Annotated in this window: 16 protein-coding genes; 6 read left to right on the forward strand and 10 right to left on the reverse strand. The window is 66.4% G+C overall.

Translation table 11 applies throughout. From position 1 onward, the window contains the following. From Q0C59_RS13105 to Q0C59_RS13135, 7 genes are all read right to left on the reverse strand, one after another. Window positions 1–907 (reverse strand): AarF/ABC1/UbiB kinase family protein (locus Q0C59_RS13105; RefSeq protein ID WP_291216243.1); only part of this gene is annotated, 907 nt, incomplete at its 3' end. Between the two features lie 147 nt (window positions 908–1,054). Beyond that, window positions 1,055–1,315 carry a cell division topological specificity factor MinE gene (minE, locus tag Q0C59_RS13110; RefSeq protein ID WP_056265121.1) on the reverse strand — a complete coding sequence of 87 codons (261 nt, stop codon included), beginning with the start codon at window positions 1,313–1,315 and terminating at the stop codon, window positions 1,055–1,057. A 3-nt stretch (window positions 1,316–1,318) separates the two neighbouring features. Beyond that, entirely contained in the window at window positions 1,319–2,134 is an 816-nt protein-coding gene (minD, locus tag Q0C59_RS13115) for a septum site-determining protein MinD (RefSeq protein ID WP_291216244.1), read from the reverse strand. A 37-nt stretch (window positions 2,135–2,171) separates the two neighbouring features. Further along, the gene (gene minC, locus Q0C59_RS13120) at window positions 2,172–2,942 is read right to left on the reverse strand and encodes a septum site-determining protein MinC (protein WP_291216245.1); all 771 of its coding nucleotides are present in this window, start codon (window positions 2,940–2,942) and stop codon (window positions 2,172–2,174) included. Window positions 2,943–3,344: 402 nt separating this feature from the next. Next, window positions 3,345–3,911 carry a Spy/CpxP family protein refolding chaperone gene (locus Q0C59_RS13125; RefSeq protein WP_291216246.1) on the reverse strand — a complete coding sequence of 189 codons (567 nt, stop codon included), beginning with the start codon at window positions 3,909–3,911 and terminating at the stop codon, window positions 3,345–3,347. A 65-nt stretch (window positions 3,912–3,976) separates the two neighbouring features. Next, the gene (gene cueR / locus Q0C59_RS13130; RefSeq protein ID WP_291216248.1) at window positions 3,977–4,486 is read right to left on the reverse strand and encodes a Cu(I)-responsive transcriptional regulator; all 510 of its coding nucleotides are present in this window, start codon (window positions 4,484–4,486) and stop codon (window positions 3,977–3,979) included. A gap of 5 nt (window positions 4,487–4,491) precedes the next feature. After that, entirely contained in the window at window positions 4,492–4,689 is a 198-nt protein-coding gene (locus tag Q0C59_RS13135; protein WP_291216250.1) for a heavy-metal-associated domain-containing protein, read from the reverse strand. A 112-nt stretch (window positions 4,690–4,801) separates the two neighbouring features. On the opposite strand from Q0C59_RS13135, the gene Q0C59_RS13140 reads away from it, so the two are divergent. Together Q0C59_RS13140 and Q0C59_RS13145 are read left to right on the forward strand one after the other, a co-directional pair. Beyond that, the gene (locus tag Q0C59_RS13140; protein WP_291216251.1) at window positions 4,802–7,072 is read left to right on the forward strand and encodes a cation-translocating P-type ATPase; all 2,271 of its coding nucleotides are present in this window, start codon (window positions 4,802–4,804) and stop codon (window positions 7,070–7,072) included. A 93-nt stretch (window positions 7,073–7,165) separates the two neighbouring features. Further along, window positions 7,166–7,762, forward strand: a complete 597-nt coding sequence (locus tag Q0C59_RS13145) for a hemerythrin domain-containing protein (RefSeq protein WP_291216252.1) — start codon at window positions 7,166–7,168, stop codon at window positions 7,760–7,762. Here the strand turns inward: Q0C59_RS13145 and Q0C59_RS13150 are convergent. Further along, a complete protein-coding gene (locus Q0C59_RS13150) occupies window positions 7,710–9,110 on the reverse strand; it encodes an aspartate aminotransferase family protein (protein ID WP_291216253.1) in 1,401 nt (466 codons plus the stop codon). The genes Q0C59_RS13145 and Q0C59_RS13150 overlap by 53 nt on opposite strands. 95 nt (window positions 9,111–9,205) lie before the next feature. Here Q0C59_RS13150 and Q0C59_RS13155 point away from each other — a divergent pair, with 95 nt between their 5' ends. The 4 genes from Q0C59_RS13155 (at window position 9,206) to Q0C59_RS13170 (ending at window position 14,090) form a co-directional block, all read left to right on the forward strand. Continuing rightward, window positions 9,206–10,417, forward strand: coding sequence for a YbfB/YjiJ family MFS transporter (locus tag Q0C59_RS13155; RefSeq protein ID WP_291216255.1), 1,212 nt, complete (start codon window positions 9,206–9,208; stop codon window positions 10,415–10,417). A gap of 21 nt (window positions 10,418–10,438) precedes the next feature. Further along, a complete protein-coding gene (locus tag Q0C59_RS13160; RefSeq protein WP_291216257.1) occupies window positions 10,439–11,743 on the forward strand; it encodes a hypothetical protein in 1,305 nt (434 codons plus the stop codon). Between the two features lie 110 nt (window positions 11,744–11,853). Further along, window positions 11,854–12,783, forward strand: coding sequence for an agmatinase (gene speB / locus Q0C59_RS13165; RefSeq protein ID WP_291216259.1), 930 nt, complete (start codon window positions 11,854–11,856; stop codon window positions 12,781–12,783). A gap of 2 nt (window positions 12,784–12,785) precedes the next feature. Further along, a complete protein-coding gene (locus tag Q0C59_RS13170) occupies window positions 12,786–14,090 on the forward strand; it encodes an FAD-binding oxidoreductase (RefSeq protein ID WP_291216260.1) in 1,305 nt (434 codons plus the stop codon). Window positions 14,091–14,097: 7 nt separating this feature from the next. On the opposite strand, the gene Q0C59_RS13175 is transcribed toward Q0C59_RS13170, so the two are convergent. Both Q0C59_RS13175 and Q0C59_RS13180 read right to left on the reverse strand, forming a co-directional pair. Further along, the gene (locus Q0C59_RS13175; RefSeq protein WP_291216262.1) at window positions 14,098–15,222 is read right to left on the reverse strand and encodes a beta/gamma crystallin-related protein; all 1,125 of its coding nucleotides are present in this window, start codon (window positions 15,220–15,222) and stop codon (window positions 14,098–14,100) included. Window positions 15,223–15,369: 147 nt separating this feature from the next. Continuing rightward, window positions 15,370–16,041: PLP-dependent aminotransferase family protein (locus Q0C59_RS13180; protein WP_291216264.1), on the reverse strand; the 672-nt coding region annotated here is incomplete at its 5' end.

Consider the following 16,041-nt stretch of genomic DNA (forward strand, 5'->3'; position numbering starts at 1 on the left):
TCAGGTAGAACACATTGCCGGGGTGCGGATCGGCGTGGAACAGGCCGTCCTGCACGATCATCTTGAGCACAGCCTGCGCGCCCCGCCGCGCCAGCAATTGGCGGTCAAAGCCTTCGCTGTCCAGCCGCTGCAATGCGTCACCTGGTACGCCGTCCACAAAGTCCTGCACGTTGACCCGCGCGCTGGTGTGGGCCCAGTGCACGTGTGGCACCACGATCCATGGCAAGGCCACCATGTTGGCGCCGATGCGCTCTGCGCTGCGGCATTCGGTGGCGAGGTCGAGCTCGCGCTTGAGCGAACGCGCCAGTTCCCGCACCAGTTGCTGGGGGCGGTAGGGCTTGAGCGCCGGGAGCTCCACTTCGGCCAGCGCCGCCAGGCGACCCAGCAGACGCAGGTCGGCGTCAATGGTCTCGGTGATGCCGGGTCGGCGGATCTTGACCACAACCTCGGTGCCGTCGTGCAGCTGCGCGCGGTGCACCTGCGCGATCGACGCTGCGGCCAGCGGCTCGGTGTTGAAGCGGGCGAACACCGTTTCGGGCTCACCACCGAGGTCTTCCCTCAGTTGGGGGCGCAACAACTCCAGTGGAACGGCGGGCACCTGGCTGTGCAGTTTTTCGAACTCGGCGATCCATTCGGGGCCGAACAGGTCGGCCCGGCCCGCCAGGATCTGGCCCAGTTTCACAAACGCCGGACCCAGCTCTTCAAGGGCCAGGCGCACTTGCACCGGAGGTGCGAGGCGGGCGAGATCGGCGGCGTGGTCCCACTTGAGGGCGTGTCCGGCGCGCTCCAGCGAGTCGGCCAGGCCCAGACGGCGAACGCTGTCCCCGAACCCATGGCGGATCAGAACACCCAGGATGGTGTTGAGTCGGCCCATGTCACGGGCGGCGCCCAGCGTTTCGATCAGCATGAGGGGATGATAGGACCCCCCGCCGCGCTGCGCGCGTCCCCCCTTGCAAGGGGGGGCGATACCAGAGGCCCGGCAAAGCCGGTTCCTCGGTATCTCTGGGTTTACGTTGCTGCGTGCGATGCGGTTCACGCTCCGGCGCAGACCAACCTATTTCCGATCCGGCAACTCGATCTTGACTTCAAGCACGTCCAGGTTGTCCTGGCGGTCGAGCTGGACCTTGATGTCGTCCGGGTTGATCTTGATGTATTTGCTGATCACGGCGACCAGCTCACGCTGCAAAGCCGGCAGATAGTCGGGTTCGGAAGCACTGCGGCCGTTGCGCTCGTGCGCCAGAATGATTTGCAGCCGCTCCTTGGCGACGCTGGCGGTTTTTTTCTTCTCACCGAGCAGAAAGGAAAAGATCGACATGCGTCATTTCCCCCCGAACAGGCGTTTGAAGAAACCGGCTTTTTCCGCTTCGATGAAACGCAGCGGCTTGTCGGCACCGAGAAAACGGTCGATCACGTCGCTGTAGGCCTCGGCCACGTCGGTGCCTTTGAGGTGGATGGCCGGCGTGCCCTGGTTGGACGCGGTCAGCACGTTTTCACTTTCGGGAATCACACCGATGAGCTTGATGCGCAGGATGTCCTGGATGTCTTCCAGACTGAGCATCTGGCCGTCGGCCACGCGCGTGGGGTTGTAGCGCGTGATCAGCAGGTGTTCCTTGATGGGTTCCTTGCCGTCGATGGCGCGTTGGGTCTTGCTGCCCAGCATGCCCAGGATGCGGTCGGAATCGCGCACGCTGGAGACTTCGGGGTTGGTCACGATGAGCGCTTCGTCGGCGTAGTGCATGGCCATCAGCGCGCCAGTCTCGATGCCGGCGGGTGAGTCGCACACGATGTACTCGAAACCCATCGCGGACAGGTCGGTCAGCACCTTGTGCACGCCTTCCTGGCTGAGGGCGTCCTTGTCGCGCGTCTGGCTGGCGGCCAGCACGAACAGGTTGTCGCACTGTTTGTCCTTGATCAGCGCCTGGTTCAGGTTGGCTTCGCCCTGGATCACGTTGATCAGGTCGTACACCACACGGCGCTCGCAGCCCATGATCAGGTCGAGGTTGCGCAGGCCGACGTCGAAATCAATCACGGCGGTCTTGTGGCCGCGCATGGCGAGGCCGGATGCAAAGCTGGCGCTGGTGGTGGTCTTGCCCACACCACCCTTGCCGGAGGTGACGACAACGATTTTGGTCATGGTGAAGGTCCTTCTGTTCGAAAAATGGGGGAGTCGATCAGGCGCCGATGGCCTCGATCAAGAGCTTGTCGCCGTCCGGTCCGGGCACCAGGCGCACCTGCGCCGTCTTGCCGTGGATCGAATCGGGCAGGTCCACCTCGCTGGTGCGGTAGATACCGGCAATCGAGATCAGCTCGGGCGCCATGCCCAGTGCAAAGATGCGCGCGTCGGTGTTGCCGCGTGCGCCGGCTATAGCCTTGCCACGCAGCGGTGCATACACATGGATGTGGCCGTCGGCAATCACCTCGGCGCCCGGATTGACCATGGCCATGATCACCAGATCGCGGCCGCGCGCATAGATCTGCTGGCCGGAGCGCAGTGGTTTGTCAATGACGAGTGCGCCGGGAGCGGGCACGGGTGCGATCTGCTGAACGGGCTCGGGCGTTGCGGTGATCTCGGTGGGAACGACCGCAGGTGCCGCCCGCTGCACCGACGCATCGGGCGCATTCGTGAGCCCGGCAGCCAGGGCCAGCCGGGTCTGCTCGATGGTGCCGCCGCGCACCGCCAACGGGACCAGCCGGTACTGGCGCAGCAGGGCCTGCAAGGCGCCGAAATCGGGCAGGGCATTGGCCTCGGCCACGTTCAGCGGATGCAGGTCGATGACCAGCGGGTCGTTGTCGAAGAAGTCGGGCATGTCGCCGAAGCGCTGGGTCAGTTCCTGCGCCAGGCGGTCCAGGTCGGACGACTTGAGCATGAGCGCCACCAAGGGCAGGTGGGCACTCTTGATTTCGAAGGTGGTGGGCGCGTTTCCTGCGAGGGCAACAGACATGGGCGAAACAGGCTCACAAAAAAGGCAGTCGACGCAGTCGGTGCGCAGCACCGGGGTCGGGCATGAAGCGGCGCAGTTTAACAGCCGGGCTGCGGCCCACCGGCAAGCGCGTGTGCCCAGGTGTCAGGGCATGTTTCCGAGGCTTGCTCAACAACCCTGTGTATATCTTTTGAACAAACCATGACTTATCCACAAGCTCGGCGCGTTTCGGGCAGTTGTCCTTTTTTCGCTTGAACAGGGCCGGTGTGCTCCACACAGACTTCGAACGGGTGCAAGTCCTTGATCAATAACGAGAAAGGGCGCTTGTCCACAGCGGACAGCGCCCTCTACTACTACTGCTATCTTGAATTAAATGAATCTATAAGAACAAGAAACACAGAAGGCCATCGGCTTGGAAGCCGATCAGACCGTGCCGCCCATGCGGTGGTGGCCGCCACCGTGGTGGTGTTTTTTGCCGTGGTCTTTCATGCCGGCGCGCTGAAAGCCCTGCATCTGCTTCGTGTCGAACACCTTTTGCTGCTCAGCGTTGAGTGCTGCGTAAAAGCTCTTGATGGCATCGTGGCGCTGGGTCATGCGGGCGTCCCGTTCGGTTTTCATGGCCGCCATCTTGTCCAGTCGTTGGGGTGTGGTCAGCTTGGACCAGTCTTCACGGGGACCCTGGCGGGCCGGGCGGGCTTCAGGCGCGGTGCGTGCCACAAAGGCGTTCCAGGCGGGTTCCTGCTCGGCGGTGATCTTCAGCTCGGCTTTCAGTGCCGCCTGTCGATCAGCCATGCGTTTCTGCATCTGGGCCATGCGCTCGGCGCGCTTGGCGTCGCGCTGGCCTTCCTTGGCGCCTTCCTGGGCTTGTTGGGTGGTGGCCGGTGCTGTGGGAGCTGCCGTGGTGTTCTGGGCGATGGCGGTGGCCGAGAGGCCGGCGAAGGCGGCTGCCAGGGCGGCAGCCATCAGGGCGCGCTTGGGAATCGATGTCATGTTCACTCCTTGTGACCGTTGAGGAAGAGTCACCACAGCTTGGGTCGGTGGGCTGTGGAATGGCTTCAGTCTCGTCGGGGGGTGTTTCTGCGCGGTGCGGTGCTTGTGGCGGGCTTGTAAAGTTTTGTGCCGGTTTCCACCGTACAGGCCGAGTGGGCCAGGTCGTCCAGGATCGGGCAATCGGGTCGACCGTCGCCCGGACACAAGTTCATGAGACTGCCCAGCGTGCGCTGCATGGCCTGCAAGGCTTCGATGCGCTGCGCAAGCTCGTCCAGGTGCTTCTGCGTGATACGTTTGACCGTGGCACTGCTGCGCTTGCGGTTGTGCCACAGGCTCACCAGTTCGGCGATGGCGTCCAGGCCAAAACCCATGTCGCGTGAACGCCGGATGAAACGCAGCGAATGCACGTCGGCCAGGCTGTACTGGCGGTAGTTGCTGTCGGTGCGCACCACACCACCCAGCAGACCGAGGGTTTCGTAGTGCCGCAGCATCTTGGGGGAGATGCCACTGAGTTCGGCGGCTTTGCCGATATTCACGGGCCAGGTGGTGAGCTGGTCAATGTCAATGTCTTTCATGAGGTTCAGGCCGTCACCTGATAGCCCTCTTCGCGGATGGCCGCTGCCACCGTGTCGCGGGGCTGTGTGGTGGTTACTTCGACCCGGTTCTGTGTCCGGTCGATGGTGACCTGCGCCTGGGGATCGAGCAGCTTGATGGCAGTGGTCACGGCTTTTTCGCAGTGGCCACAGGTCATGCCTTGCACGGTGAAGATTTCGTTCATGGAGGTTCCTTGAAAGGGTTGGAGAAATCCATTTTCATCCTTGACACGGTGTGAAGGTCAAGCGAAGCAAGGTGCTTGACCTTCCCATGGTGGTAAAGCCTATGCTGTGTCCATGAACACGACAACCACACCCCTTGCCCCTGCCCAGATCGACCTGGGCATTGGCGGCATGACCTGCGCTTCCTGCGTATTGCGCGTTGAGAAGGCCTTGAAGAAACAACCCGGCGTGTCGGAAGCCACGGTGAACCTTGCGACCGAATCGGCGCGTGTGCTCATGGTCGATGGCGAAACGCCCGAATCGCTGGCGCGCGTCAAACGCGCAGTGCGCGACGCGGGCTACGAACCGCGTTCGATGGAGGCCATGGACGCCGCCGCTGAAAAGCGCTGGATGGGCGTGTCGGTCGACTTTCTGCCTGTGCTGATCGGCATCGTGTTGTCGGCGCCGCTCGTGTTGCCCATGGTGGGCGATCTGTTTGGAAAGCACTGGATGCTGTCGGCCTGGATGCAGTTTGTGCTGGCCACGCCGGTGCAGTTCGTGCTGGGCGCACGCTTTTACCGCGCGGGCTGGCATGCGCTCAAGGCGCGCACCGGCAACATGGAGCTGCTCGTGTCCATCGGGACCACGGCGGCCTGGGCGCTGTCCACCTGGCTGTGGTGGCGTTCGGAGCCGGGCGAAATGTTGCACCTGTACTACGAGGCATCCGCGGTGGTGATCACGCTGGTGCTGCTGGGCAAATGGCTGGAGGCGCGCGCCAAACGCCAGACCACCAGCGCCATCCGGGCCTTGCAATCCTTGCGGCCCGAGCGGGCGCATCTGTTGCCCGATGGTGTTCGCCGCACCGAGATCACCGATGTGTCGGTGGACGAGCTGCTGCCCGGCGATGTGGTGCGGGTGTTGCCGGGTGAACGCTTTGCGGCCGATGGCACCGTGGTGCAGGGCAGTACGCAGGCCGACGAATCGATGCTCACTGGCGAAGCCATGCCGGTGCCCAAGGAAGTCGGTGACGGTGTCACCGGTGGTTCGCTCAACGGCGAAGGCGCGGTCGAGGTCCAGGTGCGAGCCATCGGCGCGCAGAGCGTGCTGGCGCAGATCATTGCGCTGGTGCAGGACGCGCAGGCCGGCAAGGCACCGGTGCAGCGTTTGGTCGATCAGGTCGCGGCGGTGTTTGTGCCGGTGGTGCTGGTGATTGCGCTGGCCACGCTGCTCGGCTGGCTGTGGACAGGTGCGGACATGGAGGCAGCGCTGATCCACGCGGTGGCGGTGTTGGTGATTGCCTGCCCGTGCGCGCTGGGTCTGGCGACACCGGCGGCCATCATGGCGGGCACCGGTGTGGCGGCGCAGCACGGCATCCTGATCAAGGACGCGCAGGCGCTGGAGATTGCGCACAAGGTCGATACCGTGGCCTTCGACAAAACCGGCACGCTCACCGAAGGGCACCCTCGCTTGTTGGTTATCGAGGTGGCGGCGGGTGTGGACGAACTCGCGGTGCTGCAGGCGGCGGCGGCCTTGCAGGCGCAAAGCGCACATCCGCTGGCGCGGGCGGTGGTCGAAGCGGCCACGGCACGTTCGTTGGTGGTGCTGCCCGATGCCGCGACCAATGTGCAGGCCGTGTCGGGCCGGGGCAGCCAGGGCACGGTGCAGGGTGCTTTGTTGTCGCTGGGCAGCCTGCGGTGGATGGACGAACTGGGTGTTGATCTGGGCCCACTCGCTGTGCGTGCGCAGGCCTTGCAACAACAAGGATCAACCGTCTCGGCGCTCGTCAGCCAGGCCGTTGGCACGACCGGCTGGGTACCACTGGCTCTGCTGGCGTTTGGAGACGAACCCAAGGCCGGTGCTGCGGCCGCCATCGCCGAGCTGCGCGCGGCCGGCATGCGGCTGTTCATGGTGTCGGGCGACAACCAGGGTGCCGCGATGGCCATGGCCGCACGGCTGGGTTTGCGTGCCGACGATGGCGAAGTGATTGCCGAGGTCTTGCCGGGCGACAAGGCGGCGGTGGTTCGGCGATTGAAAGAGGGAGGCCACGTCGTTGCGATGGTGGGTGATGGGGTCAACGACGCACCCGCCCTGGCGTCGGCCGACGTCGGTATGGCCATGAGCCACAGCCAGGGCGGCAGCTCGGACGTGGCCATGCATGCCGCCGGCATCACGCTGATGCGCGGCGACCCGCTGATGGTGGCCGCAGCACTCGACATTTCGCGTCGCACCGTGCGCAAGATCCGGCAGAACCTGTTCTGGGCGTTTGCCTACAACGTGGCCGGTATCCCACTCGCGGCTCTCGGCTTCCTGAGCCCTGTGGTGGCGGGCGCGGCCATGGCGCTGAGCTCGGTGAGCGTGGTGAGCAACGCCTTGCTGCTCAAACGCTGGAAGCCACCACAGCGCTGAGCGCGCAGGGTCGCATGTTGATGCAGGTCAATGCGTTGTCAGAGGCCCTGAGCGAAGCTTGCCAGACCCGAACGAGGCCTGAGGAGACGCCCCATGAACCACTCTGCCCTGCGCGTGATCCGCGACGAACATGCCAGCCTGGCCGCCATGCTGCAGTCGATGCTGCAAATGATCAAGCGCGGGCCGGACGCCGATGGCAAACACGCGCCCGAGCAGTACTTCGACGTGCTGCGCGCCATGCTGTTCTACATCGACGAGTTCCCCGAGAAACTGCACCACCCCAAAGAATCGGACCTGCTGTTTCCACGCATCGCGCGCGTGGCGCCACACGTGATGGCCACCATCGAGCGGCTGGAGAGCGACCACATGACCGGCGAGGTGCGGGTGCGCGAACTCATGCACCTGCTGATGGCCTGGGAGTACCTGGGCGAGACGCGCCGTGCAGCGTTCGAAGCTGAGGCCACGCGCTACGTGCAGTTCTACCTGGAACACATGCGGCTGGAAGAAACCGTGCTCTTGCCCGAAGCCGAGAAGAGCCTGACGGAGGCCGACTGGCACGCGCTCAACGTGGCCTTTGCGACCCACCGCGATCCGCTCAACGAGAAGGGTGCGCGGGACCCGCAGTTTGACCGCCTGTTCACGCGGATCGTGATGCGGGCGCCGGCTCCGGTGGGACTCGGAGAGACCTGAGCGCTGCAAGCAGTTCGTCGAACACCGCCAGCAGGCGCTCAACGTCCTCCGGGGTCGTGGCGGGTGACACCAGCATCATGCTGTGGAAGGGTGTGAGCAGCACGCCCCGGTTCAGCATGAAGAGGTGTGTCAACGCCTCCAGTTCGCCTTGCGCGTGGTCGCGCACGTCTTGCGCGTTGCGCGGGGTTTTCGGCATGAACTGCAGTTCCATGCGCGCGCCCAGCCGGGTGATGGTCCAAGGCTGTCCAGCCGCTGCGATGCGTTCACTCAGCCCCTTTTCCAACACGGTGGCCAAGCCCAGCATGTGGGCATAGTTCGCCGCGGTGTGCAGGTGTTCCAGCGATGCCTGCAGCGCGGCCAGCGTGAGCGCATTGCCTGCCAGCGTGGTGCCGATGCCGCTGTGGCCTTCGGGCGCGGCGTTCTTGGCTTGCGCCATGCGTTCGGCCATGGCTTGTGTGAAGCCGTACACCGCGCACGGCAGACCACCGGCCACTGCCTTGCCGACCACCATGAAGTCGGGGTCCAGCCCATGGGCGCGCGCGTAACCGCCCAGCGCGGTGGAGATGGTGTGGGTCTCGTCGCAGACGAAGAGCGCGCCGTGCTGGTGGCACAGCGCGCGGGCCTGTTCCCAGTAGCCGGGTTCGGGTGGAACCAGACCAAAGTTGGTGAGCGCGGGCTCGGCGAGCAGACAGGCCACGTCGCCCTGCTTCAACGCAGCTTCCAGTGCATCCAGGTCGTTGAACGGCACCACGCGTGTGAAGGCGGCGTGGTTGTGGACCTGGCCGAGGACGGAGCTGCGCGGCAACGTGTGGCCTGTCACGGGGTCCATGTCCACCAGCGTGTCGTCCACCGCACCGTGGTAACAGCCGTCGAAAACCAGCAGTTGGGGCCGGCCGGTGATCGCGCGCGCCCAGCGCAGCACGAAACGGTTGGCGTCGCTGGCCGACAGGGCCATCTGCCACATGGGCAGGCCGAAGGTGTTGGCCAGCAACTCACCTGCTGCGGCCGTGTTGGTGGCCGGCAGCATGCAGGTGAGACCTTGCTCGGCCTGCCTGGCGATGGCTTGGGCCAGTGGTGCGGGGCTGTGGCCGAACATGGCGCCGGTGTCGCCCAGGCAGAAGTCCGCATAACGCACGCCGTCTGCACAGGTGAGGCTGGCGCCCTGCGCATGCGCCACAAACAGGGTGGCGGGACTGGGCCAGTCGCGCATCCAGTGCAGTGGCACACCGAAGAGGTAGTGCTGTTGTGCTGCGCGGGCCAATGCCATCGATTGCGGGTGGCTGGCGATGAAGCGCTCGCACTCGGTGTGCTGGATCGCTTGGAAAGTTTCGGTGGCGAAGTCGGTCATGGTGATTAGCTTAAGCCGGGCCCGGGGTTCGTTGTCGCCCACGGCGCAGTGGTGGGCTCGGCGCCCACGGAATTGGCACCGACAATGGCCCGGCCATGAACCGCCCGGACCCCACCACCGACCCCACGCCGTACATCCGCCTGGTGCTCGCCTTGTCGCTTGGTGCCGCCGTGTCGCTGGGCATCACGCGTTTTGCCTACGGCCTGCTGCTGCCGCCCATGCGCGAAGACCTCGGCTGGAGCTACACGCTGGCTGGCGCCATGAACACCTTCAATGCCGTCGGTTACCTCATCGGTGCGCTGGCCACGCCCTGGCTGATGCGGCGGTTTTCGCCGATGGCGCTGCTGATCACGGGTTCGCTCGGCGCGTCGCTGTTCATGGCGCTCAGCGGGTTTTTCACGGCAGCCGCTCCCTTGCTGGCGCAGCGCCTGCTGGCGGGCTTGGCGAGCGCCTTGGTGTTCATTGCGGGGGGCTTGCTTGCCGCACGGCTGGGTGCGCGCCAGCCGCAGCGCAGCGGTTTTTTGCTCGGCATTTATTACGGAGGCACGGGCCTGGGCATCGTGATCTCGGCGCTGGGTGTGCCGCCGGTGCTCGCCGCCGCCGCGCAACAGCCGCATGGCTGGGCGTGGGCCTGGTGGGCGCTGGCGCTGGTCTGCCTGCTGGCCACTGCGCTCATGGCCTGGCCGGCGCGGGTGCTGGCGAACCAGCCACCGCCGGTGGCCAGCTCGGTGGCCGGGTCTGCCCGCGTGTTCCGGGTGCGCGACTTCGGCTTTGCGCTCGCGGGTTACGCCGGCTTTGGTGTGGGCTACATCGGCTACATGACGTTCGTGATCGCGTTGCTGCGCGAGCAGGGCAGTTCGTCCGCCGCCATCACCACCTTCTACGCCCTGCTCGGCCTGGCGGTGATCGCCTCGTCCCGCATCTGGGCGGGGCTGCTGGACCGCCACCGCAACGGCCAGGCGTTGGCGCGGTTGAACGCCCTGCTGGGCCTGGCGGCCATCGTGCCGGCGCTCACCGGTTCACCTCCGCTGGTGATCGCCTCGGGCCTGCTGTTTGGTGGTGTGTTCCTTTCGGTGGTGGCCTCCACCACCGCGCTGGTGCGGCACAACCTGCCACCGGCGCAGTGGGCGGCGGGCATCAGCGCCTTCACCATCGTGTTCGCGGCCGGGCAGATCGTGGGGCCCACGGTGGTGGGCTTCATTGCCGACGGATCCAGTGGCGCGCAGGGGTTGCGTGAGGGCCTGGTGTTCTCTGCGGTGGCGCTGTGGATCGGTGCGGTATTGGCGCTGCGCCAGCGCGCGTTGTGATCTGCCACGCACAATGCACTGATGCGTCGAATCTTCATCTGGGCAGGCGCCGGCCTCGGGCTGGTGGGGGTGCTGCTGTTGCTGGCTGTGTTCGCGCTGGGCCAGTGGACCGGCAGCGACGGTTTTCGCCAGCGCGTTGAACGTGAAGCGACTGCTGCGCTGGGGGTGCCGGTAACGCTGTCTCGCGTGGCGGTGGAAATGTTTCCGCTGCCGGCGGTGGCACTCGAAGGCTTGAACATCGAAGCGAAACCGGCCCTCACGCTGGCGCGGGTGGAAGCCCGCCCTGTGTGGTCAGCGCTGCTGATGGGTCGGCTCGCGGTGTCCACCCTCATCGTGCGCGAGGCGGTGCTGCCGCAGGCCACCATCGTGCTGCTGGGTGCGCGCATTCAAGACCCCGCCAGGAACCCAGCCCCGCCCGGTGCAGACGACCAAGCCACCGACTTGAGCTGGCTGCCCCGCAGCATCGTGCTCGACGATGTGACCTGGATCAGCGTCCAGGGTCGCAGCAGTACGGTGCAGGCCGAACTCGCGCTGGACGAGGACGGCTGGCCTGCAGAGACCACGGTGGTGGTGGTTCGTGGTGCTCTCGAAGGTGCGAAAGCGCAGCTGCAACGCGAAGCGGACTACGCGACCGCCTGGAACCTGAAGGTGGACGTGGGCGGTGGAACGCTGCAGGGCCCGCTCAAGGTGACGCTGCCCGAGGCCAACGCCAAAGCGCGCGACCTGGTGTTTGAAGGCACGCTGGAAACCCGCGGCGTGGAGGTGTCGGCGCTGACCGCGCCCAGCCGCACGCTCACTGGCCGCCTCGACGCCAGCACCACGCTGTCGGCGCGCATCAACCCGAAGGCGGGCGCCGCTGCGGTGACGGATGCGCTGCGCAGCCAGACCCGCTTCACGGTGAACGACGCCGTGCTGCAGGGCGTGGACCTGGCCAAGGCGGTTGCCACGGTGGGCCTGTCGCGCGGGGGCAGCACTGCGCTGGACACACTGGCCGGGCATGTGCGCACGCGCGGGCAACTCATCGAATTGACGAACCTGGTGGCGAGCTCGGGAGTGCTGGCGGCCACCGGCGAGGTGACGGTGGCACCCGGCAAAACCCTCTCGGGCCGTGTGCGGGTGGACGTAACGCGCGGCGCGGGCGGGGAGGTCGTGGGCGTGCCCCTGGTGGTGGGTGGCACGCTGGACGATCCGACGGTGAGCCTGAGCCGCTCGGCGCTGCTGGGCGCGGCCATTGGGACCGCCCTCATGCCCGGGGTGGGCACGGGCGCTGGCGCCAACCTGGGCGACCGCTTGGGCGAGGGCCTCAAGGACCTGTTCGGCAAATGAAGCCGCTGGAGGGGTGGACGCCGGTCATCCCAGCGAATTGGACTCACGCATCCAGCTTCCCGGGGGTATCTTCTCGCTCCAATTCACCCCACCTCCACCGAGGACCAACCATGGCCATGGGTCAGTTCGCATACGCCAACAACAGCAACCGTTTCCTGGGCTGCGCGCCGCTGGCCGACCAGCCGTTTGCGGTGGCCGGCGTGCCCTTTGACGGCGTGGTGACCAACCGCCCTGGTGCGCGTTTTGGCCCGCAAGCCATTCGTGCGGCCAGCCTGATGCTGTGCGACGGCATCCACCCGGTGTTCAACGTGTCGCCGCTGGAACACCTGGGCGACGCGCTCGACATGCGCCTGCCCAACGCCTCGCCGCTGACCGAGGTGCGCCGCCACATCGAGGCGCAGGCCGCGGCCTTGATGGCGCAGCACCACTGCGTGTTTCTCGGCGGTGACCATTCGGTGACGCTCTCGCTGCTGCGCGCCGCAAAAGCCCGCCACGGTGGCGAGCCGCTGGCCCTGGTGCATTTCGACGCGCACTGCGACACCTGGAGCGACCACTTCGGCGAGCCCTCGGGCCACGGCACGTGGACCTATGAAGCGCTGCAGGAAGGCCTGGTGAGCGCGGCGCACACGGTGCAGATCGGCATCCGCTCCAGCGGCGAACGCGCGGCGCGCGAATACGTGGCCGACCAGGGCGGACAGATCTTCACCGCGCGCGCCTTGCGCGGGCTCGATGGCGCAGGCCTGAAGCCCGCCATCGACGCGATCCGTGCGCGCATTGGGCAGCGGCCGGTGTATCTCACGCTGGACATCGACTGCCTGGACCCGGCGTTCGCGCCCGGCACCGGCACGCCCGAGCCTGGCGGCATGACAAGTTCGCAGGTGCTGACCGTGCTCGAAGAACTGGCCGACCTGAATTGGGTGGGCATGGACTGCGTGGAAGTGGCCCCGGCCTATGACCACGCCGAACTCACCAGCAACGCCGCGGCCACGTTTGTGTGGACCTACCTGAGTGGGCAGGTGGCCAAACGCAAAGGAGCATGAACATGGCCTCGCTGATCGGCTCCGACACCCAGCTCAACCAGAAGAGCTATTACGAATCCAGCGTGCACCGCTCGCCGGCCTGCGCCGCTTTGAGCGAATCGCTGAACGTGGACGTGGTGGTGGTGGGTGCGGGCTTCAGCGGGCTGAGCGCTGCGCTCGAACTCGCTCAGCGTGGACTCTCCGTGGTGGTGCTGGAGGCCGACCGCATCGGCAGCGGTGCCAGCGGGCGCAACGGCGGCCAGACCATCGTGGGTTTTGCCAGCGGTCAGGGTCCGTTTGAAGACCAGTTGGGCGAAGCCGATGCGCAGCGCGCGTGGGAGATGTCGCTGGAAGCGATCGACTTGATCGATGCGCGCATTGCACAGCACGGCATTGATTGCGACCGGGTGCACGGTTACGTGTACGTGGCCGATTCGCCGCGCAAGCGCGACGCCTTGCACGAGGAAATGGAGGGCCTGCAGCAACTCGGCATCCACGTGGACTGGGCCGAAGGCGCCGACGTGCCGCGCCTGATCAACAGCCCGCGTTATGTGGCGGCGGCGCGCGAGCAGCGCTCGGGCCACCTGCATCCGCTGAAGTACGCGCTGGGTTTGGCGCGTGCCGCGCAGGCCGCGGGCGTGCGCATCTTCGAACACTCAGCCGTGACCAGCCTGCAGCGCGGCGCCACGCTGGCAGCACGCACAGCGCAAGGCCAGGTGACTGCGCGGTTTGCCGTGCTCGCAGGGAACTGCATGCTGCCCGAATACGGCCCGGCGGTGGCGCCCGAGATCGCGCCGCGCATCATGCCGGTGGGCACCTACATCGTGGGCACGGCACCGCTAGACCCCGGGCTTTGCGCGCGCCTGATTCCGCGCAACGCGGCGGTGTGCGACAACAACTTCGTGCTCGACTATTTCCGTTTCAGCGCCGATCACCGCATGTTGTTTGGTGGCCGTGTGAGCTACACCACGCGCACGCCGGCGAACCTCTCACGCCTGATGGCGCAGCGCATGGGCGAGGTGTTCCCGGCGCTGGCGCAGACACCGATCGAATTCGTGTGGGGTGGTTTCGTGGACATCAGCATGAACCGTGCACCCGACTTCGGGCGGCTGGGTGACAACGTCTACTACCTGCAAGGCTTCAGCGGCCACGGCGTGGCGCTCACGGGGCTGGCTGGCCAGCTGGTGGCCGAAGCGGTGGCCGGCCAGGCCGGGCGCTTTGATGTGTTTGCGCGGCTGCAACACCACCGGTTTCCCGGTGGGCCGCTGCTGCGCACACCCAGCCTGGCGCTGGGCATGCTCTGGCATCGCCTGCGCGACGCGCTCTGAGCCGGGTTCAGCGCTGATCTTGCTCGCGCGGCTCGCCGCGTTCGTTGACCGTGATGCGGTTGCCCGGCGCCACAGCCGTCTGCACGCGGTGTTCGGTGCCGCGGAAGTTGTAGGTCACGTCCCAGTACGCGGGCTGTGCGCCGCCGGGCACGTTTTCGCAGCGCTGCACGTCTTGCGTTGTGGGCTGGCCGTTGCGACCGAACTGCGCGCCGATGGCACCACCGGCCACCACACCGCCGACCGTGGCGATGTCCTGGCCCGAACCATTGCCGACCTGGTGCCCCAGGATGCCGCCCAGCAGGGCGCCGACCACCGCGCCCGGGATGTTGGCGCTGTTGCGCTCGGCCGGTACCTGCGTGCTCTCGACCCAGCAGCGCTGGCCCGAGGTGGCCAGCACGGCGCGCGACGAGGTGATGTCGGCCTCGTACAGGCGTTCGCCATTGCGACGGCGGCCGTCGTAAGCCTGCATCGGCGCCGGTGCGTAGCGGTTGTCGGCCACGCGGGTGTTGCGCGGCAACACGCGCACCGAGGTGATCTGGTCGTTCAGGCCCATGGCCGCCAGCGATGGGTATTGCCCAGGGCGCAACACCATGCACTGACCCTTGTAGCGGTTGTTGTCGCAGACCTCCCAGCGCTCGCCCGACACGATGGCCGACGAAGCGCGGTCGTTGAAGCCGGTGCGACGCAGGTTGGGAATCTGGCCAGTGGCGGTGTAGGTGCGACCCTGGAAGCGCTCGTTCTCGAAAAAGGTGATGTTCACGGCGGCCGGCGCGGTGCCCGGCAGGGGGGCGTAACGGTTCTCGCTGACGCGCTCGTTGGCGGCAATCATGCGGGCTGAAGAGATGCCGTCTTCCAGGCCGATGTCGTACAGCGCGGTGTAGCGGCCCGGACGCAACACGGTGCAGCGGCCGCGGAAGTTGTCGTCTTCACAGACCTCCCAGCGGTTGCCCACCACCACGACCGACGAAGCGCGGTCGTTGAACTTGTAGCGCTGCAGGCTGGGGGTGTCAGCGCTCATGCGCAGCGACTGGCCGGTGAAACCGTCGTTGGCGTAGAGGGTGGCCTGGGCCATGGCCTGGGCGCTGAAGGCCACGGCGGTGGTGGTGAGCAAAAGTCCAAAAATCTGTTTCATGTCAACGTCTCCTGTGGGGGTGACGCCGAGATTGAATGTTGGCCCGAAGGAGGTCTGTGCGTTGCCGCACCTCCATGTGGTCCAAAACATGGACTTCGCAGGGTCTTTACCCGGCAGATACCGCAAGCGTGATTTGCGGCACCGCGCTCAGGTCTTCAGCGCCTGGCCCACCAGGCCCGCCAGCACCGGCCCGCAGCGCTCAATGTCGGCCAGCGGCGCGTAGCCGTAGCCGATGACCAGGCCCTTGAGGTCGTCGCGCTGCAGGCAGTAGGCCGAGAGCGGGCGCACGGTCATGCCCTGCTGGGCGATGCGCTGGGCCAGGGCCTGGTCGTCGATGTGGCCGGGCAGGCGCAGGCACAGGTGCAGGCCTTGTTCGGCGCCGCTGATGAAGGGGCCACCCGGGGTGAGCACGGGCTTGAGGGCTTCCAGCAGGCACTGGCGGCGCTCGGCGTAGTTCTGCCGCGCGCGGCGCAGGGCGCTGGCGAAGTGGCCCATCTCGATGAACTCGGCGAGCGCGGCCTGCACCGGCATCTGGCCCGGGCGGTTGAGGTCGTAGTGGGCCTGTTTGAAGGCCGCCACCATGGGCTTGGGCACCACCAGGTAGCCGAGTTTCAGGCCGGGGTAGAGCACCTTGGAGAAGGTGCCCATGTAGAGCACGCGGCCGTCGGTGTCCAGGCCTTCGAGGCTGGAGATGGGCGGGCCGCTGAAGCGGTATTCGCTGTCGTAGTCGTCCTCCAGCACCCAGGCGTCGTGCGCTCGCGCCGTGGCCAGCAGCTGGTGACGCCGGGGCAGCGTCATGACCGCGCCGGTGGGGTACTG

The sequence above is a fragment of the Hydrogenophaga sp. genome (genome assembly GCF_022844385.1).
GTDB lineage: Bacteria > Pseudomonadota > Gammaproteobacteria > Burkholderiales > Burkholderiaceae_C > Hydrogenophaga.